Origin of the sequence: Marinomonas sp. TW1 (assembly GCF_001625355.1) — a bacterium.
Lineage (GTDB): Bacteria > Pseudomonadota > Gammaproteobacteria > Pseudomonadales > Marinomonadaceae > Marinomonas.
The window spans coordinates 113,855-138,363 of record NZ_JSEE01000006.1; the positions used below are offsets into that span (position 1 = coordinate 113,855).

The 24,509-nt window shown below is 43.3% G+C and carries 23 protein-coding genes; 12 read left to right on the forward strand and 11 right to left on the reverse strand.

The features are described from left to right. The first annotated feature begins 95 nt into the window (after positions 1–95). The gene (locus OA79_RS07000; protein ID WP_063332515.1) at positions 96–1,295 is read left to right on the forward strand and encodes a sugar transporter; all 1,200 of its coding nucleotides are present in this window, start codon (positions 96–98) and stop codon (positions 1,293–1,295) included. On the opposite strand, the gene OA79_RS07005 is transcribed toward OA79_RS07000, so the two are convergent. The 7 genes from OA79_RS07005 to OA79_RS07035 form a co-directional block, all read right to left on the reverse strand. Further along, positions 1,292–2,914, reverse strand: a complete 1,623-nt coding sequence (locus OA79_RS07005) for a GGDEF domain-containing protein (RefSeq protein WP_063332516.1) — start codon at positions 2,912–2,914, stop codon at positions 1,292–1,294. The genes OA79_RS07000 and OA79_RS07005 overlap by 4 nt on opposite strands. A gap of 18 nt (positions 2,915–2,932) precedes the next feature. Next, positions 2,933–4,324: a bifunctional metallophosphatase/5'-nucleotidase gene (locus OA79_RS07010; protein ID WP_063332605.1), complete on the reverse strand. Its 1,392-nt coding sequence runs from the start codon at positions 4,322–4,324 to the stop codon at positions 2,933–2,935. Between the two features lie 437 nt (positions 4,325–4,761). After that, positions 4,762–6,354 (reverse strand): glutamate--cysteine ligase, encoded by a 1,593-nt coding sequence (gshA, locus tag OA79_RS07015; protein ID WP_082825406.1) that lies wholly within the window; start codon positions 6,352–6,354, stop codon positions 4,762–4,764. Between the two features lie 157 nt (positions 6,355–6,511). After that, positions 6,512–7,498: a 2-hydroxyacid dehydrogenase gene (locus OA79_RS07020; RefSeq protein ID WP_063332517.1), complete on the reverse strand. Its 987-nt coding sequence runs from the start codon at positions 7,496–7,498 to the stop codon at positions 6,512–6,514. Continuing rightward, a complete protein-coding gene (locus OA79_RS07025; RefSeq protein WP_063332518.1) occupies positions 7,473–8,453 on the reverse strand; it encodes a sugar kinase in 981 nt (326 codons plus the stop codon). Before OA79_RS07025 ends, OA79_RS07020 begins: the two co-directional genes overlap by 26 nt. Before the next feature lie 105 nt (positions 8,454–8,558). Then, positions 8,559–9,569, reverse strand: a complete 1,011-nt coding sequence (locus OA79_RS07030) for a LacI family DNA-binding transcriptional regulator (RefSeq protein WP_063332519.1) — start codon at positions 9,567–9,569, stop codon at positions 8,559–8,561. Positions 9,570–9,705: 136 nt separating this feature from the next. Beyond that, the gene (locus tag OA79_RS07035) at positions 9,706–11,937 is read right to left on the reverse strand and encodes a TonB-dependent siderophore receptor (RefSeq protein ID WP_063332520.1); all 2,232 of its coding nucleotides are present in this window, start codon (positions 11,935–11,937) and stop codon (positions 9,706–9,708) included. A 284-nt stretch (positions 11,938–12,221) separates the two neighbouring features. Here OA79_RS07035 and OA79_RS07040 point away from each other — a divergent pair, with 284 nt between their 5' ends. The 5 genes from OA79_RS07040 (at position 12,222) to OA79_RS07060 (ending at position 17,238) form a co-directional block, all read left to right on the forward strand. Further along, positions 12,222–13,424: a cystathionine gamma-synthase family protein gene (locus OA79_RS07040; protein ID WP_063332521.1), complete on the forward strand. Its 1,203-nt coding sequence runs from the start codon at positions 12,222–12,224 to the stop codon at positions 13,422–13,424. Between the two features lie 184 nt (positions 13,425–13,608). Beyond that, a complete protein-coding gene (locus OA79_RS07045; protein ID WP_063332522.1) occupies positions 13,609–14,415 on the forward strand; it encodes a transporter substrate-binding domain-containing protein in 807 nt (268 codons plus the stop codon). A gap of 154 nt (positions 14,416–14,569) precedes the next feature. After that, positions 14,570–15,520, forward strand: coding sequence for an amino acid ABC transporter permease (locus tag OA79_RS07050; protein ID WP_063332523.1), 951 nt, complete (start codon positions 14,570–14,572; stop codon positions 15,518–15,520). After that, on the forward strand, positions 15,513–16,259 hold the full coding sequence (locus OA79_RS07055; protein WP_063332524.1) for an amino acid ABC transporter ATP-binding protein: 747 nt from the start codon (positions 15,513–15,515) through the stop codon (positions 16,257–16,259). Before OA79_RS07050 ends, OA79_RS07055 begins: the two co-directional genes overlap by 8 nt. Before the next feature lie 82 nt (positions 16,260–16,341). Next, entirely contained in the window at positions 16,342–17,238 is an 897-nt protein-coding gene (locus tag OA79_RS07060; protein ID WP_063332525.1) for a LysR substrate-binding domain-containing protein, read from the forward strand. A 22-nt stretch (positions 17,239–17,260) separates the two neighbouring features. On the opposite strand, the gene OA79_RS07065 is transcribed toward OA79_RS07060, so the two are convergent. Together OA79_RS07065 and OA79_RS18600 are read right to left on the reverse strand one after the other, a co-directional pair. Then, positions 17,261–18,232, reverse strand: a complete 972-nt coding sequence (locus OA79_RS07065; protein ID WP_063332526.1) for an aspartyl/asparaginyl beta-hydroxylase domain-containing protein — start codon at positions 18,230–18,232, stop codon at positions 17,261–17,263. A 371-nt stretch (positions 18,233–18,603) separates the two neighbouring features. Beyond that, a complete protein-coding gene (locus OA79_RS18600) occupies positions 18,604–19,020 on the reverse strand; it encodes a YebG family protein (RefSeq protein ID WP_063332527.1) in 417 nt (138 codons plus the stop codon). A 124-nt stretch (positions 19,021–19,144) separates the two neighbouring features. On the opposite strand from OA79_RS18600, the gene OA79_RS07075 reads away from it, so the two are divergent. From OA79_RS07075 to OA79_RS07095, 5 genes are all read left to right on the forward strand, one after another. Next, the gene (locus OA79_RS07075) at positions 19,145–20,026 is read left to right on the forward strand and encodes a mechanosensitive ion channel family protein (protein ID WP_063332528.1); all 882 of its coding nucleotides are present in this window, start codon (positions 19,145–19,147) and stop codon (positions 20,024–20,026) included. After that, positions 20,023–20,613: a DUF1439 domain-containing protein gene (locus OA79_RS07080; protein WP_063332529.1), complete on the forward strand. Its 591-nt coding sequence runs from the start codon at positions 20,023–20,025 to the stop codon at positions 20,611–20,613. Before OA79_RS07075 ends, OA79_RS07080 begins: the two co-directional genes overlap by 4 nt. 64 nt (positions 20,614–20,677) lie before the next feature. Further along, positions 20,678–21,157 carry an FKBP-type peptidyl-prolyl cis-trans isomerase gene (locus OA79_RS07085; RefSeq protein ID WP_063332530.1) on the forward strand — a complete coding sequence of 160 codons (480 nt, stop codon included), beginning with the start codon at positions 20,678–20,680 and terminating at the stop codon, positions 21,155–21,157. 192 nt (positions 21,158–21,349) lie between these two features. Further along, positions 21,350–21,706 carry a hypothetical protein gene (locus OA79_RS07090; protein WP_063332531.1) on the forward strand — a complete coding sequence of 119 codons (357 nt, stop codon included), beginning with the start codon at positions 21,350–21,352 and terminating at the stop codon, positions 21,704–21,706. Positions 21,707–21,726: 20 nt separating this feature from the next. Beyond that, entirely contained in the window at positions 21,727–23,103 is a 1,377-nt protein-coding gene (locus OA79_RS07095) for a class II fumarate hydratase (protein ID WP_063332532.1), read from the forward strand. 115 nt (positions 23,104–23,218) lie between these two features. Here OA79_RS07095 and OA79_RS07100 read toward each other — a convergent pair whose 3' ends face one another. Continuing rightward, positions 23,219–23,674, reverse strand: a complete 456-nt coding sequence (locus OA79_RS07100; protein WP_063332533.1) for a GNAT family N-acetyltransferase — start codon at positions 23,672–23,674, stop codon at positions 23,219–23,221. A gap of 110 nt (positions 23,675–23,784) precedes the next feature. Here OA79_RS07100 and OA79_RS07105 point away from each other — a divergent pair, with 110 nt between their 5' ends. Beyond that, positions 23,785–24,228, forward strand: coding sequence for a GNAT family N-acetyltransferase (locus OA79_RS07105; RefSeq protein WP_063332607.1), 444 nt, complete (start codon positions 23,785–23,787; stop codon positions 24,226–24,228). On the opposite strand, the gene OA79_RS07110 is transcribed toward OA79_RS07105, so the two are convergent. Continuing rightward, positions 24,229–24,492, reverse strand: coding sequence for a DUF3820 family protein (locus OA79_RS07110; RefSeq protein ID WP_063332534.1), 264 nt, complete (start codon positions 24,490–24,492; stop codon positions 24,229–24,231). Positions 24,493–24,509 lie beyond the last annotated feature (17 nt).

The window sequence follows — 24,509 nt, forward strand, 5'->3', positions numbered from 1 at the left end:
AAATTCATATTTTATCGGTTTCATTGTTGCTGAAAAAATGGACAATGAGCGCCTCATTTGCACTTACGTCTCGATAGGTTTTTTCATACATTAATATGACTACGATTCCCCCTCTAGAGGAAACGGTTTCCCGCCGTGTCCAATATGTACGTGTCTTTATTCTGGGCTTCAGTGCGTTTATCTTTAATACCACGGAATTTGTGCCCGTGGGCCTATTGTCAGACATTGCCGATAGTTTCGCCATCGCACCTGCTCAAGTGGGTTGGATGCTGACGATTTACGCTTGGATCGTTGCGGTCATGTCTTTGCCCATGATGCTGCTCACACGCAACTTTGAGCGTAAAACCTTATTGTTAAGTCTCTTTGTGCTCTTTATTGTCAGTCATTTGCTAACCGTATTTGCATGGAACTACAGTGCTTTGCTGGTCAGTCGGATTGGTATTGCTTTTGCGCATGCGATCTTTTGGTCCATCACCGCATCGATTGCGATTCGTGTTGCGCCACCAGGGAAGGAAACCTTTGCGCTCAGTGTGTTAGCCACCGGAACCGGCTTGGCCATGGTACTAGGTGTGCCTGTGGGACGCATCATCGGGCAATTGTTGGGATGGCGGATGACCTTTGCCGTGATTACTGCGATTGCGATCGTGGTGGCTGTGGTTTTGTTTAGTATGCTGCCAAAGTTGCCAAGTTTGTTTTCCGGTTCTTTGAGCAAAGTCCCTGAAATTTTAAAGAATCGCATTCTGTTAGGAATGTATGCATTTATCTTTGTGATTTTTTCAGCACACTACACAGCATATAGTTACATTGAGCCTTTTCTTCAGCAGATAGGTTTGGTGAGTGAGCATTTTACGACGCTGATTCTTTTACTTTTTGGTGTTTCAGGTATTTTTGGCAGTATTCTATTTAGTCAATTAGGTGATCGAGCGAACACTCTCATGCTGGTGATCAGCAGTATTGTCGTTGCCTTTTGTATGTTGAGTTTGTTTTTTACGGTACAGCATTCTACTTGGTTAATATTAGCTATTTTATGCTGGGGGGCAGCGATGATGATCATCGGACTAAGCATGCAAATCAGGGTGCTTAGAATTGATAGCAGTGCGGCGGACATCATTATGTCACTGTATTCGGGCATCATAAATTTGGGTATTGGCGCGGGTGCTTTAATTGGTGGTCAGGCTATCTTTTTGATGGGGTTACCAAGTGTTGGTTTCACCGGGGCGGTGTTAGGCGCTTTGTCTTTGCTGATTTTAGTCTTATTACTGAAAGCGATTCGTCGTCAAACCGCAGCGCATTAGTTTAACTCATTGTAATGTGTTGCCTGATTACGTCCTTGTGCTTTGGATTGATAAAGGGCTTGATCCGCCTGTTTCATTAGTGTGTCTGAATTGTCCGTTTGTCCTTGCGACTGGGTAACCAGACCAAGGCTAATACTCAGATGGTCAGCTACTTGGCTTTTCTTATGTTCAATGTTGGCTGCGGCGATGGCTTGTATGGTTTGTTGTGCTCTTTCTTTAGCCGCTTCAATATCGTGGCTCGGTAAAATAGCAACGAATTCTTCGCCACCGTAGCGTGCAACCAGACCATGATTGCCTAGGGTTTCTTGTATGACGCTGGCCACTTTTTGTAACGCCACATCGCCTTTAAGGTGGCCATAGGTATCGTTATATTGTTTAAAATAATCGATATCGATGAGCAAGATGGACAGGCTATCTTGTGTTGTCTGGTTCGTAGCTAGGTCGATTTTCAGCTTTTGGTCAAAAGCGCGGCGATTGGCAATTTTCGTCAAGCTGTCGGTTAATGATAGCGTTTCTAAGCGATGAGTTTGATCTTTGATAGTGGTAGAGAAATGCTCAAATGCTTCGAACAACTCGTCTATTTCATCAGCTTGAGCATTGTGACCAATCTTTGGTGTTGCCATGTCTTCAAGCTTGTTAGTCAATCGTTTGAGTCGAGAAATGACTCTTCGATAGTGCATTAATATCGCGCCGATCATAGTGGCAAAGATGAGTAACGCGGTAATCAGCCAGTTCTTTTGTTTTTCGATATCTTTCGTTAAATCCAACACTTCTTGTTTTACATTAGCAGTTTCGTTAAAGGCTAATTGATCATTTACATTGGTGTAGTCCTCGACCAATTTGCGGATAAAATGTTCTCGGCCGCGGGTACGACCTGCAATTTTCAGGTAACTTTTTTGGAGACTAATTAAGCCCTGTTCTGAGACTAGGGTAAGGCGTAATTGATCATTGTATTGCTGTAAAAATAATTGCAATTTTGGTGGCGATTGCTTGGCGTAGGTGTCCAAGGTTTCTAATAAGGTATTGGCCTTTTTCTCGAGTAAAGACAGTTCATTAAGACGTTCCAAATGGGCACTTTGATAGGCTAGACCAATGCTTTTACTAACGTTAAGTTGCCACAGAATAAGCGCCTCACTTTTGTAGTGGCTGGGCAGTAAATGTTGGTTGGCATTACTCTGAAAGTGAATTAAATGGTCTAACGTGTTCGCAATTTGTTCAGCTAAGTTGAGTTTGCGATCAATAAATTGTGTTAGTTGGCTGACTTCTTCTTGAAGACTTTTTAGCTGCAGGGCTTCTGTGGGGTTGTTTCTCGCTTTATACGCTTGATCTGCGCTTTCATTTATTTTGATCTGGACTTCTTGCTGAGCAATGCGACGAGCGGCTGGGTTATTAGCTTGGGTGAGTTGCTCAATCGCTAAAAACAGTTCCGTCGATAAAATGGCTGTTTCGCTGGCATTGGCCATAGAGGGAAGCGTGTTATTAGACAGTTCGTGCAGAATACTTTGGGTTTCTTCAAGCTTTTTTTGCAGCACATAGCCAACTGCAATAAACAGCACAATGACCACGAGTAAAAGTAGGCTGAATTGCTTGTTTAACGTTATTTTAAATGGCCAATGCAAATGACGCTCCTATTTCTTTTAGTGTATGTCTTGTAATCGGCCATCTATTTTGGGGGAAATGATTTTTTCATTGTATACCTTTTCTAGTATGAGATCAGATAGGATTAAACTGGATGGCTTTTTGTAATCAAGATGTTGGCTCTGAGTAAACATATCAAATCCATCGCCCCCCTTTTTAAGGTAATCAAGAGTTGCCAACTTATAGGTTAACATAGGGTCGATTGGTCTACCTTTGAATGACGCTGAGACTAATCTATTGCCAATCGGTTGGCGACTGTTATAGATCACTTGTATTCCCGATACCTGAAGAAATTGTCCGCTGGTTGTGGCTAAGCCTGATAAACCATGTTCTAAGGCGTCTAGTATTTGTTGCCCTTTGACTTCGATTAACACCATGGTATTTCGATAAGGTATGATGCCGCGAATGTCTTTGATAGAAAGCTGACTGCCCGCTGGATAGCGTTTATTTCCCCGTAATGTACCACTATTTAACAGACTGATGTCCGCTTCAGTGAAGTCTTTTAAGACATCAGCTACAAAATTGGCAAAAGCATTTTCTGTGGTTCTTATGTCGCGTCTGGTGAGGTTAATGTTGGTGCTGGTAGTGCCGATGGTTTTCGATAGTAAGGTGTTCAATCGGCTCCCATAATCCATTTCCTGAGACCATACATCAGGCTTGGATGCTAAGGTTCTCAGATCAACCTCTTGTTTGGTAATGTTGAATTCACTGTGCTTAGTATCAGCCGGCGCTATGTCCAAGATCAGTGCGTAAGCGGTTCGACTCAAGACGAAATTATTTGGGTGGTGTGGATGATTATAATATGGTGTCAGCTGGAAGTTCTGATCAACAAATAATGCCAAATCAATGATGCCTTGTTCGAGCCATTCATCTACCTGAGGCGAGTAGGATGAGTAGTGCAAGATAATAAAGTCTATGCCTTGCTGCCTTAACGTTTTTGCGGTGTTTTGCACGGCGGCTTGAGGGGGCAAAATCTGGACTCGATCAGTAGGGTATTTTTGGACAATGCTAGGATCAACAATAGACAAAAAGCCAAGTTTAACCTCATTTTGTTGGAGGATACTGTTGGTTTTCAGACCCTCAAGGTTGCCATTGGTTAGAGGGTCATACAAGTTGCTAGAAACAATAGGAAACGAGGCTTCGTAAGAGCGTAATGTCAGCTCATCTTCTTGATAGCTGAATTCGCGTTTGGAGACCCCCATCACGTTGGGACTGAGGCTGTTTAATAGATCGATAATATGTGAACCACGATCCATTGACGATAACATACTAGGCCCTAAGCTTTCCCCGCCAAAAATAAAAAAAACATTGTCTTTTCGTTGTCTTTGTTGCTCAACCAAGGTTGCCAATTGTGCATAAGTGCCTTGCCTCTCATCATTGATGACAGACATTTCAGCATCGAATATAAGCGTAAACGAAGGGTGTGCCCAAGCACTGTGTGTGATTAAAAAAGAAGCGAATAGTGCAAGTAGTCTGTGTGCTATAGGTCGCCAAGCTGTTTGTATGATAAGCATAAAATATTTGTTCTAACTAAGGGCATGTTCAAGTTTGATGTCTTTTAGTGTCTCCCTTTCAAGTTATAGCATATTAAAGCGCTTTTAGGAGGAGTTTCTCTGTTGCTCTGTGGCGAGCAAACCTGAGTGAGACGTCAATGTCGTTGTGCATTTGTCTGGTGTAAAAGGTGAATGAACGACTTGTCATTCATCTTCGATGAGTTTGAGTGAGCAAGGGATAGCATTGTTCGCTGGTGAAGGCGATTATGCTAAAGGACGACAGAGCAGAATCAAGTCATCATTGTTAAGTGAGTTTGATTCTGCTCCAAGCCGGATTACTGTGGTGTGAGGTACGCTTTTAGGAAGTCATCAAAATCCAAGGAATCGGCGGCTTCAATGGCTTTTTGTTCCTCAATAGAGGCGTCTGCTTTGATGGCGAACGCGCGTGTCATTTCGGCTGAAAGAGGGCGCGTTAACCAATCTGCTTGTTGTTGTTTTGACAATTCAAGCATGGCATTTTGATAACCTTGGTGGCTCTGGCATAGGTTAAGCATTTGTGCCGATGGTAATTTTGCTTCGTCTTTTAGTTTGTCGACTTGTTGTTGGACGGCATCTAGATAAGCCGTGTTACTGGTTTGAGTGGAAAGGAATTGTGCCACTTGCAATAAGGCTTCGATCACAGTGTTGGCTTTGTCACGAAGTTTCACTCCCCCGTGACCAAAGTCGAATGCCATGTCCAGATCTCGTCCATGGGACGCGATTTGTTGCTGCAGTTCTCTTAATTTATTGCATTCGTGTGCATCCAAGTGTTCATCGCCACGCAACATACAATACAGCAGAAACACGTCAATAAAGTAGAGCGTAGAAGTTTGCATGCCGATAGGGGAACTGGGGTCCAGGTCCATGATACGGACTTCGATGTACTCAACGCCTCTGGATTGCAGTGCCGCGCTTGGGTGTTCACCGGGCTGGGTGACGCGCTTTGGACGAATATCGCTGTAATATTCATTTTCTATTTGTAGTAAATTGCTATTAAGTTGACGGTATTGGCCATCCACCTTAATGCCGATGTCTTGATACTTCTGATAAGGGGTTTGTAAGGCTTTTTTAATGGTGCTGATGTATGTGTCTACTTCGTTGTAGCAGACGTATAAATCTGCTTGAGCTTTATTTTGATAGCCTAAGTCGCTCATTCTTAAAGACGTTGCTTTTGGGCCAAACCAAGTATTTTCTTGTAATGTGCTAAGGGCGTCAGGCTTGTCTTTTAAAAAGCTTTCATCAATGGCAGGTGAGGCACCAAACAGGAGTGAAAGTAACCAAGAGTGGCGTCGAAAATTACGAATCAGAGCAAAGTAACTCTCAGATTGAAATTTTTGTTTATCCGCTGCTGACAGATTGGTATGACCTTTATAGGTCTCAAGGAAAGACCAAAAACGCTCATCAAAGGAGAAGTTGTAATGCATGCCAGCAATGCATTGCATGATTCGACCATAACGATTAGACAGACCTTCTCGATAGACTCGTTTTAATTTGCCTGTGTTGGATTCACCATAATAAGCGATTGGTACATCCTCATTGCTCTCTAAAAAACAAGGCATACTGGCAGGCCAGAGAGACTCATTCAATTGGTCTAATTCGTGATTAACGAGGTTATGGATGTCTTCCAGTTCTTGAGTAACCCCTTCCACACTAGGGTGCACTTGCGTAATGAACTCCATCAGTGCTTCAGAGTAGTCTGTTGTAATGGCGCTATGGGTCAATGCTGAGCCAAGACTTTTAGGGTGTGGCTTATGAGAAATCCGCCCAGTTGAACGGTCAACTCGTAAGGCTTCTCGTTCAACGCCACGATGGAATGTGATGGCTGTAGAGGCGTCAGACTGCTGGCAAAATTCCGCTAATGCTTGTAGTGCATTGGTTAAGGTGGTCAAGAAGTGTTCCTTCTACAAATACGGCTAAATAAATTTTTCAGATTGTACTCGGCCTAGCTTGCATGCGGCAAGTTATCCCTAACAGTGTGCACAAAAGTTTCAGACTTGAATCACTTCCTAACGCAGAAAAGCCAGTAGTGAATGACTGATTAAGCCGCTAGCGTATATTTTTCAATAAATGACCATTGGCGCAATTTTGTGAGAGATCTCCCGACATGGCTTGAATAAGGTTATTGACGGCGCAAGTAATCATTTTATGGCGCGTTTCCACTGTGGCTGAGCCAATGTGCGGAAAGAGTACGGCGTTGTCTAATTGGCATAACGGAGAATCGGCGGATAAGGGTTCTTGTTGGAAAACATCCAATCCCGCGGCGCGAATTTGTTTTGTTTGTAGGGCTTTTATCAAAGCCGATTCATCGATCACCTTGCCCCTTGAACCATTGATAAAGATGCTGTCGGTTTTCATCAAAGCAAATTCTCTAGCACCAATCATGCCTTCTGTTTCTGCTGTTAATGGTGTCATCACGCAGACAAAGTCAGAGCTGGCAAGCAAGTTGTCAATGTCCATATAACTGGCTTGGTAGGTTTGTTCGGCTTGTGGGTTACGACGACGATTGGCGTATTGGATTTTCATGTCAAAGCCTAAGTGGGCTCGCTTTGCTAACGCTTGGCCAATACGTCCCATACCAATAATACCAAGTGTTTTACCATGTACATCGGTACCGTAGAGTTCAGGGCCTACCGTCTGTTTCCAGCGACCTTCTTTTACCATGCAAGACAGTTCAACGGCGCGTCTGGCAGTACACATAATCAAAGCAAACAGAGTATCGGCGGTGGTTTCGTTGAGTACGCCAGGGGTGTGCATCACAGGGATGTTACGACGTGCAAGATAGTTTAAATCATATTGATCTGTGCCAACGGAAATAGTGGAAGCGACTTTAAGATTGACGGCCTGTTCAAGTTGTTCTGTTGATAGTTTGATACCTGAGCCGCCAAGGATGCCTTCTGCTTCTCGTAAAGCGGCCAAGAATTCATCTTCATTATGACCATGAAAACCATCGAATGCCATGACTTCAAAGTGCCTTGCAAGACGCTGTCGTTCGTCATTAGGAAGGGGTTTATAGAGCAGTACTTTGGGCTTCATGTTTATCCACCTTTTCTAATTGATTCAGTACGTCTCTTGTTGGTAAGCCTTCACTGTCGCCGCGAACCTGTACGGTTAAAGAACCTAGCAAATTTCCTCGGCGTGCCGCTTGAGCAATATCTTGGCCGTCCAATAAAGCGGAAATGACACCAACTGCGAAACTGTCTCCAGCCCCTACCGTATCAACTACTGTATCGACAGGGAACCCAGCCACTGTACCAAATTCACCTTTGTTGGTTTTATAGTATGCGCCTTGACTACCAAGTTTTACTATCACAGCTTGACTGCCATGACTCAAGTAAAAGTCGGCAATTGCCTCCGGTTGATCGCTTCCCGCAAGGATCTCACCTTCTTCAATACCGGGTAACACTATGTCACTAGCAAAGGCAAAATCATTGATCTCTTTAATCATGGTCGCTTGATCTGGCCACAAAGCTGGACGCAAATTGGTATCGAAAGAAACTCGACAGCCTTGTGCTTTGGCCAGTTTCAATGTTTTCTTTGCCGCACGGCGAAGTGTTTCGGAAACGGCAACAGACACGCCGGTAAGATGTAAGTGAGGTTGCGGATGAAAGAGTTCGCTATCAATATCGTCGGTGTTTAAGGTCGAAGCCGCCGAGTTGCGACGATAATATTCCACCTTTGGGTCACTGCCATCCGTCACGTTGGATTTAAGCATGAAGCCCGTGGCGTTTGTGTCGCTGCCTAGTACGTATTTGGTTTGAATGTTTTCGTGCTGAATTGAATGCTTGATGAAATCACCGAAGCTGTCATTGCCCACTTTGGTAATATAGGTCGAAGGAATACCGAGTCGAGCTATGCCGATTGCCACATTGATTTCGGCGCCAGCGAGAGAGCGAGAGAACGAATTAACGTGTGATAAATCGCCTGGTGAATCCGCTACAAACATGGCCATGGCTTCCCCAATGGTGACAAAACTTGGAATATTCGACATGGTAAACCTCTTTTAGATTATCGTTATTATTGGAAAAATGACTATAAATGGAACCGGTTCCATATGCAATCCTAGTAAGATGGATTTACTCTCAAGACATACCTTTTAGGTCGATTCTCGAACGATAAGTTCAGCAGGAAGTGTTAAGTGTTGAGGTGCTTCTTGATCGCCCTGAATGCGACATAGTAAGCGTTCACACGCTGTTTGACCTATCACTTTTGAGGGTTGACGCATAACGGTGATACCGCCTTCAAACAACTGTGCCCATTCTGGGTCATCAATGCTGATCAAGCCGATGTCTTGACGAACGTTCAGCTTGAGCGCTTTTAATGCTTTGGCGGTGCTCATCATGGCGACGCCATTGGTGGTGAAGATGGCTTTTTTGTGCTGAGGGAATTTCGCCATGAATGCAGTGATGCTTTGTGAAATCGAGTCGACACACATTTTGTCTGTTTCAAACACTTGGTAATCGAGTTTTGTATGCTGTTCACAGACGCTTTTTATGGCATCTACTCGTGCTTGTCTTGGCTCCACTTCCAATGATTCTGTAATCACCAATAGGGCATCATAGGATTTATTGAGCAAATGCTGGCAGGCTTGAGTCACGGCTTGATCATTGTCCAGACCTACTGAGTCATAACGAAGAGAGGTGTTGATTCTGTCTACTAGTACCAATGGGCAACTCAGTTTTTGAAAGTGGGTGACTTGCTCTGATGTCATACCGGCTGTGTTTACGATTAAACCATCAACGCGGTGCGCTTCTAATAGCCTTAAATATTGTGCTTGTAGAGCTTGCTGATTATCGGTGTTACATACCATCAGCATATAGCCTTGCTGACGACAGACACTTTCAATGCCTTGTAAAACATCAATGGAATAAGGATTGGTCACATCCGCTAATAGCAAGCCAATCAACTTTGATTGTCCTGCTTTTAACATGCGAGCAGACTGATTCGGGCGGTAATCCAACACCTTGATGGCGTGGGTGATTTTATCAATCATTTGCTCTGATAATTTATGCTGCTCACCGTTTAAATATCGCGACACACTGGTTTTGCCAACATTAGCGTGTTTGGCGACATCGAAGATGGTGGCGAAACCTTTTTTCTTTTGCAAAGTGACTCTCGGTAACAGGGGATGAGGCTATTTACTCTAATGTATGCAGGGTGTTTTAGGCAACGATTCTGGCGTGATGTGCATGCGAAGAAATGAACACACTGCTTTGGTAAGCAGTGTGTTCTCGGTTTAAGGGTTACCAGTCGTAAGTGACGCTCGCAATGATGTTGCGGCTGTCTCCGTAATAGCAAAAATAGTTACAAGTCGCTATATATTCCTTATCAAATAGGTTTTTCACCATGATCTGGAATTTGTAATCGTTCCATTGGTAGTTCGCCATAGCGTCAAATAAGGCATAAGAAGGCAATTTGTTCGTTTCAGTATCATCACCGTAAGTTTCACCAATATAGCGTACGCCGGCGCCAACTTTGAGGCCGTCTAAAATGCCATCCATAAAACGGTAATTACCCCACAAAGAAGCTAGATTGCTCGCGATTTGTGATGGCGTTTTACCAATTTTAGCACTGTTATTATCTTTGGTAATTTCAGAGTCAACGTAGCTTAATGTGCCGACAAGAGTGAAAGCTTGGTTAAGGTTGGCAACCGCTTCAAACTCAATACCTCGGTTACGAACCTCACCAATTTGTTTGAAATCTGAAGTGCCGCTGCTGCCACTTGATAGATTTTCTTTAGTAACTTGGTAAGCTGCGATACCAAATTGACCATCAAAGTTATGTGGTTTGAATTTTAGTCCGATTTCATAGCTGTCTGCGCTTTCTGGTTTGGCCGGGTCATTGTTTTCATCAAAAGCAATGATAGGGTTAAAAGACTGTGCATAACTAACATAAGATACTAGATTGTTGCGAATTGAGTATGAAGCGCCTAAGTTACTGGTCCATTCTTCAATGTCTAGGTCAGACTTTGTATTTGTGTCTAGATTATGAGACTCATTACTAACATCGTCATAACGAATACCTGCTAGGATGGTTATCTTATCGCTTATATCGGCTTTATCTTGTAGGTAAAAACCTAATTGGCGATTTTTGGTCTTGGTGGTCTCCAAGTCATCATCAGTTAACGTTGCATATGTGCTGGAGTTTAGCAATACAACATTATTGCTGTAAGAGGGGTTATAGACATTGAAGTTAGGGTTTGGGATAGTTCCAACTGATGGAATGGTCACAGAACTATTGCCATCTGCAACTACAGGATCTGCAGCGTAATCTTTATTGTTAATATTCAGGCTTTGGAAATCAACACCTGTCAACAAAGTATGTTTTGTTGAGCCTGTGTTGAAATTGAAAATCAAACGGTTGTCAATGTTAAACGCATTTGAGTAACCATCGGATGTTGATACTTGACGAACAATAACATCTCTATCTCCACTTGGATCTAAAGCCGCGGCTTCGGCTGAATCTGCTGAATATTGTAAAGAATACATTTGACGTAAATTAATGTCCATGTGGCTAAAGCGAGCCGATTGCTGAAACTTAAAATCGTCGTTAAAAATGTGTTCCAGCTCATAGCCTACCGAGGTTTGCTCCCGTTGGAAGGTTTCCCAATCAGGATTACCCAGGGCCGTATCGTAATCAATGGTGCCATTTGGACTAGAAGTCAGGGTGCCTTCCATTGGTAAAAATTGTAGGTATGGATCAGAATCGTCTTTTTGATAGCTGGCCATAAGAGTTAAGTTTGTTTTGTCACTGATTTGCCAGGCTAAAGAAGGCGCGAGTAAGGTACGTTTTGCATCTACGTCATCCACCTTGGTGCCGTTTTCACGAGTTAAGGCCACCATGCGGAACGCCATCTTATCGTTAAGAACCTTGTTTACGTCTAAATTAATTTCTTTACGGTCGTAAGAGCCCATAGATCCAGTAACGGAACCAAAGTCTTCATCCAGTTGTGCTCGTTTACTGATAACATTAATGACTCCTCCAGGTGGCGTTTGCCCATTTAGCGTCGAAGCCGGACCGCGAAGGATTTCGATACGCTCCAGCATGAACGGATCAATTTGCCAGCTGTAAAAGCCAGATGAATACAGTCTTGTACCATCCTGATATAAACCATTATTGGCTTGTTTAAATCCGCGAATCACAAACCAGTCTTGCTTATTGTCTTCACCATAGAAATTAGTCTGAATACTGGGGGTGTATTGCAACGCATCCGAAATGCTAATGGGGGCACGATCGTTCATTTGCTCTTGAGTGACAACGGATACGGAACGAGGAATGTTGACTATCTCTTCATCCGATTTCGTTGCGGTTTGTGCCACATCGCTGACATAAGAGAAATTGTCGCTGGTGGAGCTTTGTTCTTCTGTATCGCCTTCAACCACAATCGTGCCGATCTCTTCGGTATGCCCCATCATGCTAAACAATGAGAGTGTGACAGCCAGTGAGATTGGGGTTAAGCGGAATAATGAGTTCATCTACCATATCCTAGGTTTTTGATTATGAGAATTGTTTACATTCGTCGGTATTTTAACCTTGATCTTCTCAAAAACAATAACCGTTTTGATAATCATTATCATATTTTATTTTTTAGATTGGCGATTCATCACTAGAGTGCAATGGTGTTATTCCAATAGAAGGTTTATCCATTAATAAAATCGGACCTTAACCTCGAATTTGATGATTACTACTTATCGAATGACTTACTTATAGTAGGCGTTATTGGTAATGCAATTGTGACAGTATTGAGTAGGTGGTTTGAGTGAGAAAGAAGAAAGAAATAGGCCTTGCAACTAAGTCAGTATGGGGTGGTGAAGAAGAAGTACATCCATATCGGGCGACGCAAACGCCTATCGTCGCGAGTGCGGCTTATGGCTATCAAGATATCGATCATTGGTATGATGTGGCGTTAGGTAAAGCCCCCGGTTTTATTTATAGTAGGATGAGCAATCCGACGGTAGAAACCCTTGAGGCTAAAATCTGTTCTTTGGAAAATGCAGAGTCGGCTGTGGCTTTTAGTACCGGGATGGCTGCCATTAGCAGTGCGCTTTATACCTTTTTACAAAATGGTAGCCGTGTGGTGTCCACCAAAGACAGCTATGGCGGTACCAATAAAGTATTTGAAGAATTTTTACCTCGTGTGGGAGTGGATGTGGTGTTGTGCGAGACCCATAGCCATGAACAGATCGAAGCGGAAATTACCAAAGGCTGCGATGTACTTTATTTGGAAACCCCCACCAACCCAACGCTTAAAATTGTTGATATCAAACGTTTGACCGCCGCGGCTAAAAAAGCGGGTGCTATTGTGATGGCAGATAACACCTTTGCTACGCCGTTGAATCAAAACCCGTTGGCTTTGGGGGTAGATATTGTGATTCACAGTGCCACTAAATTTCTCAGCGGTCATGCTGATGCCATGGGTGGTTTGGTCTGTGGTTCAGAAGCCTTGATGGCGAAAGTCAGACATTATCGCGAAATTAATGGTGCTTCGTTAGATCCTTTTTCGGCTTACTTGATTATTCGTGGTATCAAAACCTTAGCTTTGCGAATTCGTCAGCAACAGGCAAGTGCACAAGCCATCGCTGAATATTTGCTGACTGAGCCGATGGTGGAGGCTGTGAATTACCCAGGATTAGCAAATCACAAAGGTCATCAAATTGCGTGTGAGCAGATGCACGGTTTTGGTGCTATGGTTAGTTTTGTGCTTTGCGGTGGTATGGCGACAGTGACGCGTTTACTGCCTCAATTGCAGTATGCGCATTGTGCGGGTAACTTGGGGGCCGTCGAAACGATTTATGGCCCTGCAAGAACCACGAGTCATGTGGAAAACACGTTAGAAGAACGTCAGGCTTTGGGGATTTCTGAGGGATTAATACGTATTTCTGTGGGCATTGAAGATACAGACGATTTAATTTCTGATCTTAAACAAGCGTTTGAGTTTGTTCGGAATGCTTCTTGCAGGTAAGCTGCCTTGAAGCACTAGGACGCAAGCTCATTTTAACGGGGTAGAAATTCTGTATTTCCTAAGGACTGTTTAAATGAATTTATGTATTATGTGCGGCCAGTTATAACACTATGATAAGAAATGTTGGGAAGGTTCGAGTAAGTCGTCTTTCTTAACTCACAATTTAAATTGGGGACATGAAACAATGAAAAAAGTATTGATTGCTTTTGCTGCTATGGTCAGCGCAACGGTTGCGTCTGCTTCAGACATTAACCTTTGGGAAAAATCCACCTTGAATGAAATCCTAACACGTGGCGAGCTGCAAGTGTGTCTCGAAGCGGGTTACATTCCTTTTGATATGCGTGACAAAAAAGGCAACATTGTTGGCTTTGACGTAGACATTGCAAAATCAATGGCGAAAGCGATGGGTGTAAAAGTAGACCTACGTAACACCGCTTGGGACGGTATCATTCCCGCGTTGTTAACCGCTAAGTGTGACATCATCATTTCTGGTATGACCATCACAGCTGAGCGTAACTTAAAAGTTAACTTTACTGACCCCTACATCATTGTTGGTCAAACGATTCTGTTGAATCCTAAACTGGAAGGTAAAGTTAAGTCCTACCGTGATTTGAATAATAGCCAATACACAGTAGCGACTAAGTTGGGCACAACGGCAGATTACGCGGCGAAGAAATACCTAAGTAAAGCGAAACTGAACCTGTTTGAAACAGAGTCTGAAGGTGCTTTGGAAGTGATTAATGGTAATGCCGATGCATTTGTTTATGACCTACCATATAACTCAGTTTACTCCGCTCAAAACTCGTCTAAGGTTGTTCACCTAGATACTCCTTTTACATACGAGCCTCTTGGTATGGCCGTTCGTAAGGGTGATCCAGACTTCATGAACTTCCTAAACAACTACCTAACTCAGATTAAAGGTGATGGCACTTACGATAAAATTTACAACAAATGGTTCGTAAGTGATGCATGGATGAAAAACATCCAGTAAAATCCGCACCTGTTATAAAAAGTGGCGCTGTCAGCGCCACTTTTTGTTTTCATAACGGCTAGCGATTCACCTTAGTTAAGGTTGCTAGTGTCTTAGTAGGTTTGGATGCCTATTCTTAATTTAAGTTGGAAACACGACGGGGAACCTCTCATCGATGGAAAATAAATCACACCTGCTTTTATGGAAAGGCTTATTTTTGCTGATCCTAATTGGGCTGGGCTTTGGTATTTATGCCTCCAGTAAAAGCATTGACTACACTTGGCGTTGGGAGCGTATTCCCCAGTACATTGTGAGTACTGAGCCGACTGAAATTCGGGCACCTTTTGATGGTACGGCTTATGTAGACGATGCGACCAATACCATCACGATTGAATCCGATATTGGTCTTGATCCTTTGATCATTAAGGATTTTGATGAGGCCATGATCTATGATGGTGATTTAGTATTTGAAGGGGACGCTGTCGCTGAGCAAACAGGTTGGACCATTGGGCCCATTACCTGGGGGCTGTGGATTACACTGAAATTGTCTGTGGTGTCGCTGATCTTTGCGGTCGTTATTGGTTTGTTTACCGGTCTGGCACGTATTTCTCATAATCCAGTGCTACGTTATCTCGCCATTACCTATATTGAGTTGATTCGTGGTACGCCGCTTCTGGTCCAGATTTTCATCTTCTATTTCTTTATTGGTACGGTATTAAGTTTGGACCGGTTCACCGCTGGCGTCGCTGCATTAGCTGTTTTTACTGGCGCTTATATTGCTGAGATCGTTCGTTCAGGTATTCAGTCGATCCATCCAGGACAAATGGAAGCCGCCCGCAGTTTGGGGATGAACTATGTTCAAGCCATGGTGAATGTTATTTTGCCACAGGCGTTTAAGCGTACATTGCCACCGATGGCTGGTCAGTTTATTAACTTGATTAAAGACTCCTCTTTGGTGTCTGTTATTTCGATTACCGATTTGACCAAAGCGGGTCGTGAAGTGGTGAGTTCTACCTTTGCGCCTTTTGAAGTTTGGTTTACGGTGGCCCTGTTGTACTTGGTGTTAACGGGTACGCTATCTTGGGCAATTCAATATCTAGAGAAGAGGTTGTCAGCCAGTGACTAAGCAAGTAGACGAGCGTATTATTCGCGCCGAAAATGTCGACAAAATTTACCCAAATGGCTGTCATGCGTTGAAACAAGTGTCTTTGGATATCAAGCGCGGTGAAGTGGTGGTTATTATTGGGCCAAGTGGTTCTGGTAAATCGACTTTTTTGCGTACATTGAACCAACTGGAAACCATTTCTGAAGGCACGATTCTGATTGATGATGTGAGCTTGACTGACAAGAAAACCAACATCAACAAAGTCCGTGAAGAAGTGGGCATGGTGTTCCAATCTTTCAACTTATTTCCGCATAAAACCGCTTTAGGCAATGTCATGTTGTCGCCGATCAAAGTGCTGAAAAAGTCTAAGAAAGAAGCGGATAATGAAGGCCGTGAACTTTTGAAACGTGTCGGCTTGGCAGAGCGTATGAATAACTACCCATCGCATTTGTCTGGTGGTCAGCAGCAACGTGTTGCCATTGCTCGTGCACTGGCGATGATGCCAAAAATTATGTTGTTTGATGAGCCAACCAGTGCCCTTGACCCTGAAATGGTTGGGGAAGTGTTGGATGTCATGAAAAGTCTTGCCAGTGACGGTATGACCATGGTCGTTGTCACTCACGAAATGGGCTTTGCCCGTGAAGTGGCTGATCGCGTCGTCTTTATGGAAGATGGGGAGTTGGTCTTTGAAGAGTCGCCAGAGCGTTTCTTTGAATCGGATAACCCACGCTTACAGCGTTTCCTTGGTCAAGTGCTATAAGCGCTTAGACTTTATGTCTACTGTGCTTTAGGTTAAAGTCGCCTTGCTCTTTATGATCAAGGCGACTTGCTAGGCACCGAGTATGAATCAAAAATCTCTCCCTCCCTTAAATTGGCTGCATACCTTTGAAGCATCTGCACGCCACCTTAATTTTACCCATGCTGCGACTGAATTGTGTCTGACTCAAGGCGCGGTTAGTCAGCACATACGTTTGCTCGAAAGTCATCTTGGCACAGCGCTTTTCCAACGTTTGCCTCGTGGCTTGACCCTGACCAAAGATGGTCGAGCTTATTACCCTGTTGTGCAAGATGCCATTAGCCGTTTGTCTGTTGGCACCAGCGAAATTTTCTCTCCAGATAATCAAAGTATCGTTAAAATTCGTGGTAGCTTGTCTTTTTTTAGCTATTGGTTAGCCCCTAAATTGGCTGATTTTACGGCTTTGTATCCTCATATAGACATTCGTTACGCGAGTCATATTTGGTTAGCTGAATGGGATGCTGAAGAAGATATGGAAATCCGTTGGGGGCACGGTGACTGGCAGGGTTTGTTGTCGCAGCGTCTTACATGGGATAGCTTGATGCCCGTTTGCTCACCTGATTTGTTACAGAGCACTGGCTTAGATTCAATTGCGGACTTGGCTCATCATACTTTACTGCATGTTCTTGGCTATGAAGAAGGCTGGGGCTATTGGCTCAATATAATGGGTGAAGATAAGGTCGATTTTTCCAAAGGCATGCAGTTTGATACCTTAGTCTCAACGCTGCGTATGGCGGAATTGGGTCAGGGCGTTGCGTTAGCAAGGTCATCTATGGTGACCGATCTCATTGCTCAAGGGCGGTTGATTGCCCCTTTTGAGAAGAGAGTAGAAGCCAGTGAATCTTTTTATTTGGTGAAAGAATCAAGTGTGACCTTGCCTTCAGCTGCGCAAGTGTTTTTTGACTGGTTATTAGAACAGGCTCACAGAGGCAAGCCTGTTTAATGATAAAATCAGCCTTCTTGCGTTAGAAAAACAGCCAACTGAAAAATTCAATCACGCCTGCAATTACCCCAAAAATAATCAGCAACAGCAAGGTGTTTACGGTGTACTTTAAGCGCTTATAAGCTTTTCGGTTGGTTTTTTTCAATTCCTTACTGCGTTGCAGCATGGGGGTAACGGTTTTAAACATTTTATTGGCTATGCCACTTCTGTCGTCGGCCGTATTGGGGACAAGAGAAGCCTTCATCAAAATTTTGTAGCAAGAATTGATTACCTTACCAAAAAAGTTCACTGGACGATCAAAGTCACACATCAGAATTAAACGGCTTTCTTCAGTATTGTTTTTGACGAAATGCAAATAGGTTTCATCAAACAACAAATCTTTGCCATCTTGCCAAGCGTATTCTTGGCCATCCACATTAATAAAGCAGTTTTCTGAATTAGGTGTTTGTAAGCCTAAATGATAACGTAAAGAGCAAGCCACAGGATCAAGGTGACGAGTTAGCTCAGAGTTGGCGGGCATGTAAGCGAACATGGCGCCATTGATGTTTTTCACTCGACTGAGAATTTCTGTGGTTTTAGGGCACATGTTGTGCGCGGATGTGTGCGTGTAGCCATACCACTTTAGATAAAATTTACGCCAACCATATTTATGGAAAGTACGAAATCCCACGTCATAATAAGCATCGGAACCAGGTTGGTTGATCGTTTCTAAATCCCCCTGTTGCTGGAGAGCCAGGGCTTCATCTCGGATGACTTCCCAGTTATCACGCAGTTCGTCCAGTTCTTTAAACGACAGCGTATCGATAATAGGTTGTTTCACTTGCTTGTTAGAAAACAAATATAACAGGCAATTCATGGGCGCAAAAATCGGCCAGCCTTTACGTAAATATTCCGTCCAACACGTGTAGCGAATGTTGCCACGATAAGTGTAAATGTAATACATGGAAGATAAACTGAAGACCACTGCGAAGAATAGAATGACGGCAAACTGCATATCTTTATCCTAAAGAATGAACGATTTTTGTCATTATTATTTACTAAATTGACAATAATGTGAAAAATTGGTCGGTTTTTGGTCGTATTTTTTGCAAATATATTTAAAAAGGCATGATTGTTAGGTGATATTTTGTATGTCTTTGGCCGTAAAGCTTACAGACAACATCATGGTGTGAGAAGTTAAGCCGCAAAGAATGCGGCTTAACTTCTGGTTATGAGGGTGATTTAAGAGTCTTTAAGTCTCCCATGAATCAATTTAGCGACATGAGATAAACTCAGCCGCATGACTTAAACTAAGCCGCATGACTTAAACTAAGCCGCATGACTTAAACTAAGCCGCATGACTTAAACTAAGCCGCATGACTTAAACTAAGCCGCATGACTTTCATCAAAGTTGTTTTCTTCAAATGGGTCGGAGCCGCCTTCTTCCTGATAAAGCTGTTCTTCATCTGTTTCTATGACCAAGTCTTCGAGTGCAGTGCTTGGTGTTGTCGGCGATTTGTTGAGTGCCAATTCTGTTTGTGACGCTTGATCATGCTTCTTCTTATTGACCGTTTTCTTTTTGGGACCGAGCGCATCGATGACACTGTTTTTATGTTCAGCTAAGTACATGGACAGTGATTCGCACAGTTGATCATTTTCAATGAGCTGACTGTCATTGAGGATCTGCATTAGTGCGTCAGCGGTATCCAGAAGCTTGTCGTAAGCGTCTGCCTCGGCTTTTGAAGTAAAGGTCATTTTTTCGATTCCATGGCGTTCTACGACGTATTTAATAATGACGGACATAAGTCACCTCACAAAAATTTATACTGTACAAATATACAGTATAAATTTTTGTCTTGTCTATACTTTATTGTTGTCACAAGGAATGATTGTTAAAGTATCGCCTTCTATACAGAAGTGACTCTTTATGCCTTTCGATTTTTCTCAATGGGATTTATCCATCATCACAGACCATGTAGAGCTGGTGCTTACTCTGGCATTAATCTTATTGGTGTATTTGATTCGACGTTATACCAAACGAGCAATTCGTCTCAACCAACACATTGATCATGATAAAAAGCGTCAACGAATCAATGCCGCGGACAACTCCTTTAATTTCTTGTTTGTTGTTGGTCTGATTCTGATTTGGTCGTCTGAATTACAAAATATCGCCATTTCCATTGCGGCCTTTATGGTGGCTTTGGTGATTGCAACGAAAGAGTTTATTGCCTGTATTGTGGGGGCGTTTTATCGAGCCAGTACACGGCCATATCAAGTAGGTGATTGGATTAAAGTAGCCAATTTCGAAGGGGAAGTGACGGACAGTGATTGGTTGTCTACAACCTTATTTGAAGTGGACTTAAAAGGTGGCAGTTATGCTTATACTGGTAGAACAACGGTCGTGCCAAATAGCGTATTATTAGTTCATACGGTCCAAAATTTGAATTACATGCGGCGTTATGTCACGCACAGTTTTTCTATTTCCAGGCATTCTGATGAGGTAAATTTGTTCGAAATCAAAGAACATATATTGAGTAAGCTTCGAGAATACAGTGAGCACTTTCATGAAGTCGCGATTCGTTACAACAGCCTGATTGAAAAGCGTTTGGACATTAATATTTCAGGTCCAGAGCCACGTGTACGCATTACCACTACCCCAGAAGGGTTTAATATCTTTACGGTTTCTTTGTTTTGTCCAACCGATGAAGCGGTGGAAATAGAACAAAAAGTAACGGAAGACTTTATGCGTTTTTGGTTTGATAAACGCCAAGAGTTTTTAATGCAGAAGGCGAACCAGGAAGCATCATGATATTGATAAAAAAGTCTCTTAATCTGAGTTTGTTGGCGCTACTTTGCTTAACCTTGACGGCTTGTAATAGCTTTCGGATTAGCGAAAGTAAAATCAACGACGATCTGACAAAGCAAATAGAAGCGGCTCAAGACACTCGTTTTGAATTAGCCACAGAGGGGCAAGCATTGGCGTTAAATCTTGCCATTAAACACGCAGATATTGATTTTCTTGAGCGCGATGGCGGTGTGATTGCGATCGCTTTAATGTGCGATTTAACTGGGCAAGTGTCGGCGTTTGGGCAAAATTTTTCATTAACTACGCAGGTGAATCCCGAGTTTGAAGCCGGCATTCGTATTCAAGATCAAGACCTGTTTTTAGTGGCTCCAAGGTTGACTCAAGTGGCGATCAAGGGGTCCAGTTTTGACGAAAAAATCATACGCACCGCCCTAGGGTCTTTACAGGACAGAGTGGAGCAAGTGTTGCGTCAGTATTTTGATCAGCATCCTATTTACACCCTGAACCATTCACCGTTTGAGAAATTGGCTGCCTCGTTGGTTTCTGACATTGAAATAAAAGATGATTCCCTTGAATTATCTATGTTCTAGCGGAATGAAGTCCTTATAATGGCGTGATGCATACCGCAGTAACCTATTGAAATAAGGATAACCCATGTCGATTGCAGACAACCAAGTGGTTCAGTTTCACTATACACTTCGCAGTGGTGAAGAACTGATCGAAACTTCCGCTGGCAAAGACCCTGTTGCTTATCTTCACGGTCATGGCAACATTATCCCTGGTTTAGAAAAAGCCATGGTAGGAAAAGCCGCAGGTGAAGAATTCGAAGTCACGGTCACGCCAGCAGAGGGCTATGGTGAACGTAAAGAAAATCACACTCAACAAATGCCAGTGAAGCATTTGCAAGGCGCTAAGCGTTGGAAACCGGGTATGGTGGCAACCGTACAAACGGACAAAGGAGTGCGTCAGGTAACGATTGTAAAAATGGGGCTAAAACACGCTACCGTTGATATCAACCACCCACTTTCAGGGAAAGACTTAACCTTTAACATCCAAGTGATTGATGTACGTGAAGCGACTAATGATGAAATTGCTCACGGTCATGCGCATGGCGTTGGTGGTCATCACCACTGATACATCCGAATTTAGATAGCCTCTGTTTTCATCGCAGGGGCTTTTTTTTGCCTGTTATTTGATGATCTCAATCAAAACTCGAGAGTTAATTACTAAAAAATAATAAGAATCGTTATCAATTTCTTGACAGGAATAGCTTCACCGAACATTATTGATAATAGTTATCATTTATATTGTTTGGAGGGTAGGGCTATGAGTCGTTACTTGGTGCCATTTTCTGTACTTGAACAAACCATTCAGGCAGGCCAATGTGCCGACTCGCCAGAGGTGTTGTATCACTATCTGAATTTAACGGAAGAATATGCGGAGCGTTTAAACATTACCGATGCGGCTGAATTGCATCAGAGAGTGTTTAATGTGTTGTTGGATACCGTGTGTGATACCAATATTGCGCCACATTGGCGACAAACTTGTTTGGATAAAGTGTACTTGCCTCTTTCTCATCTCAAACGCCTCATCGTAACCTATCAGGATGCGAGAAATTATTTCAAAATGGAGCATAATCTTAGGGTGTTGAGCCATTACTTCATCTCTTCTTTTGAGTCGTAAACAAAGGAATCTAATACCGCATGAAAACACGCATTGAAAAAGACAGTATGGGCGAACTGGAAGTACCAGAAAAAGCGCTTTATGGCGCCCAAACTCAGCGAGCAATCAACAACTTTCCAATCAGTAATGAAGCCATGCCAGAGGCTTTTATTCGTTCTTTGATTTTAATTAAAGCCGCGGCAGCGCAAGCGAATGAAGCTCTAGAATGCATTACACCAAAACAAGCGCAAGCAATCCAAAACGCTTGTAATGAACTGTTAGATGCGGATGATTTGATGCAGCATTTTCCGGTTGATGTTTATCAAACGGGTTCTGGTACCAGTTCGAACATGAACGCCAATGAAGTGATTGCAACTTTGGCAAGCCAATATAATGGTGAAACCATCAACCCCAACGATCATGTTAACTTTGGTCAAAGCAGTAACGATGTTATCCCCAGTGCGATTCATGTGAGCGCAACCTTGGAATTGGCGGGACACCTCTTGCCAGCCTTGGAGCATTTAAAAAACACCATTGTTGAAAAAGGCAAAAGTCTAGCGGGTTACACAAAAACAGGTCGGACACACCTGATGGATGCTATGCCTGTGCGCTTGGATCAAACCTTCAATGCTTGGGCGGCGCAGCTGCAAGACAACATTGACAACTTAACTTACATCAAGAGTAAGACCAGTCAATTGGCGCAAGGTGGAACGGCGGTGGGGACTGGCATCAATGCTCACCCTGAATTCGCAGAACGTATTGCTCGTGCTTTATCTGAGTTAACTAAGCAAACTTTTTCACCGGGGAAAGACTTTTTTGCCTTGATTGGTTCGCAAGACACGGCCGTGGCCTTGTCAGGTCAGCTGAAAGCGGTGGCGGTAACCTATATGAAAATCGCCAATGATTTACGCTGGATGAATTCTGGTCCACTGGCTGGCCTAGGAGAGATCACCTTACAAGCGTTACAGCCAGGCTCATCCATCATGCCGGGTAAAGTGAATCCAGTGATTCCTGAAGCAGCTGCCATGGTGGCTGCGCAGGTCATAGGCAACGATGCGGCCATTACCATTGGTGGACAATCGGGCAATTTTGAGTTGAATGTCATGTTGCCTGTGATTGCGAAGAATTTGTTGAGCAGCATTAAATTGCTGGCGAACAGTGGTCAATTGTTGGCGGATAATGCCATTGCTACGCTAACTGTAAATGAAGACAAGCTGAACGAGGCTCTGCACCGTAATCCGATATTAGTAACGGCGTTGAACCCTATTATTGGCTATGCTAAAGCCGCAGAAATCGCTAAAAAAGCCTACCAAGAAGGGCGACCTGTGATCGATGTTGCAGACGAAGAAACGGACCTAACACGAGAAGAGCTCACCACTTTACTCGATCCTGCGAAATTGACCCATGGTGGTCTGTAAGTTTATCAATAGCTCAGATAGGTTTTCCCTTGCCTGTCATTTCATTCACTATTGATGAAATCAAGCCAGCAAGTTTTGCTGGCTTTTTCTTTTCACAGTCTAACCTCAGCGAGCGTTACAGTGTTTTGGTCATGAAAGTGCTGTAAGGATCGAGCCGATAATCTGCAAATGGTCCACACTCTTCAAAGCCATGTTTTCTATACAAAGCTCTTGCTGGCGCAAAAAAGTCTTGTGGGCCGGTTTCTAAACATATCTTGGTGAGACCTTGATGCTGGGCATAGTTCAGTATGTGTTGCAATAAAATGGAGGCGACGCCTTTATTGCGAGCGGCATTGGAAGTACGCATGGACTTTATTTCACCTTCCTCTTGGTTGTGTGCTTTTAATGCACCACAGCCCATTAATTGATTATCCTGCCAAACTGTCCAAACACGAATGTTTGCTTGCTTTAACTCTGATAAGTCTAATGCGTGAACACTTTCCGCTGGTGAGGTCTGATACATGTCGTCTAAATGTTCTTGTAATAACGCCTTGATTTCCGGTCCGTTTAAATCGTCTAATCGAATATCCATACTAAATCTCTCAATGAAAATAAAACCTTGGGTAAAAAGGTGTTGTTAACGAAGCAAATTCTGTACCTTTTTACCATCTTGGTAAAGAAGCAATGATTGAAAAAAGGACGATGTTTGTGTTAGTTGAATTACGGCTTGCCACGATAGAAGACACTGAGTTATTGCTTGAATGGCGCAATGACACAGCCACTCGGCAAGCGTCTTTGTCTTCTTCGAAAGTCACTAAAGAGGCGCATCTAACTTGGTTACAGGCTTCATTGGGTAACACTGACCGTCGTTTGTGGATAGCTCAATTAGAGGGTTGTGCGGTGGGCAGTTGTCGGGCGGATCGTCAACAAGATGGTTGGTTGTTGTCTTGGACAATAGCGCCAGACATGAGAGGCAAAGGCTTGGCTTATCCTATGGTTCTGGCCATATTAAATTCCCTTACAGGACCTTTTTTTGCGCAAATTAAAAGCGACAATATGGCGTCTATTAAAGTGGCCGAGAAGGCTGGTTTTACTTGCCAAGAAACAAAAGATGATGTGTTATATTTTGTTCGCGAAGCGAGTTAATTAATCGTCAAAGCGAATGCGTACTTTGGGCTCGTTAGGCTTGCTTTGTTCGGGCAAACGCAATGGTTCGACTAGCTTTTCCAAGCCGTTGATCTTGATCTCCAAACAAAGCTGTAACCAAGTTCCTAAATTGCCACTAGGCCAGCCTTCATGGGCAAACCACAACAGATAGGCTTCGGGTAAATCAATCAGCGTACGCCCCTGATATTTACCAAAGGGCATGGTTTGACGGGCGACTTGAATTAGATCTTGTTGTGCAAACATAGCAAACTCTCAGACAA

Coding starts and splice junctions, on each gene's coding strand:
- OA79_RS07000 (WP_063332515.1), top strand. CDS start 96: ATGACTACGATTCCCCCTCTAGAGGAAACGGTTTCCCGCCGTGTCCAA.
- OA79_RS07010 (WP_063332605.1), bottom strand. CDS start 4,324: ATGTCTGTCATCAATGATGAGAGGCAAGGCACTTATGCACAATTGGCA.
- OA79_RS07020 (WP_063332517.1), bottom strand. CDS start 7,498: ATGAAGCCCAAAGTACTGCTCTATAAACCCCTTCCTAATGACGAACGA.
- OA79_RS07025 (WP_063332518.1), bottom strand. CDS start 8,453: ATGTCGAATATTCCAAGTTTTGTCACCATTGGGGAAGCCATGGCCATG.
- OA79_RS07035 (WP_063332520.1), bottom strand. CDS start 11,937: ATGAACTCATTATTCCGCTTAACCCCAATCTCACTGGCTGTCACACTC.
- OA79_RS07045 (WP_063332522.1), top strand. CDS start 13,609: ATGAAAAAAGTATTGATTGCTTTTGCTGCTATGGTCAGCGCAACGGTT.
- OA79_RS07050 (WP_063332523.1), top strand. CDS start 14,570: ATGGAAAATAAATCACACCTGCTTTTATGGAAAGGCTTATTTTTGCTG.
- OA79_RS07060 (WP_063332525.1), top strand. CDS start 16,342: ATGAATCAAAAATCTCTCCCTCCCTTAAATTGGCTGCATACCTTTGAA.
- OA79_RS07065 (WP_063332526.1), bottom strand. CDS start 18,232: ATGCAGTTTGCCGTCATTCTATTCTTCGCAGTGGTCTTCAGTTTATCT.
- OA79_RS18600 (WP_063332527.1), bottom strand. CDS start 19,020: ATGTCCGTCATTATTAAATACGTCGTAGAACGCCATGGAATCGAAAAA.
- OA79_RS07075 (WP_063332528.1), top strand. CDS start 19,145: ATGCCTTTCGATTTTTCTCAATGGGATTTATCCATCATCACAGACCAT.
- OA79_RS07080 (WP_063332529.1), top strand. CDS start 20,023: ATGATATTGATAAAAAAGTCTCTTAATCTGAGTTTGTTGGCGCTACTT.
- OA79_RS07085 (WP_063332530.1), top strand. CDS start 20,678: ATGTCGATTGCAGACAACCAAGTGGTTCAGTTTCACTATACACTTCGC.
- OA79_RS07090 (WP_063332531.1), top strand. CDS start 21,350: ATGAGTCGTTACTTGGTGCCATTTTCTGTACTTGAACAAACCATTCAG.
- OA79_RS07095 (WP_063332532.1), top strand. CDS start 21,727: ATGAAAACACGCATTGAAAAAGACAGTATGGGCGAACTGGAAGTACCA.
- OA79_RS07100 (WP_063332533.1), bottom strand. CDS start 23,674: ATGGATATTCGATTAGACGATTTAAACGGACCGGAAATCAAGGCGTTA.
- OA79_RS07105 (WP_063332607.1), top strand. CDS start 23,785: ATGTTTGTGTTAGTTGAATTACGGCTTGCCACGATAGAAGACACTGAG.
- OA79_RS07110 (WP_063332534.1), bottom strand. CDS start 24,492: ATGTTTGCACAACAAGATCTAATTCAAGTCGCCCGTCAAACCATGCCC.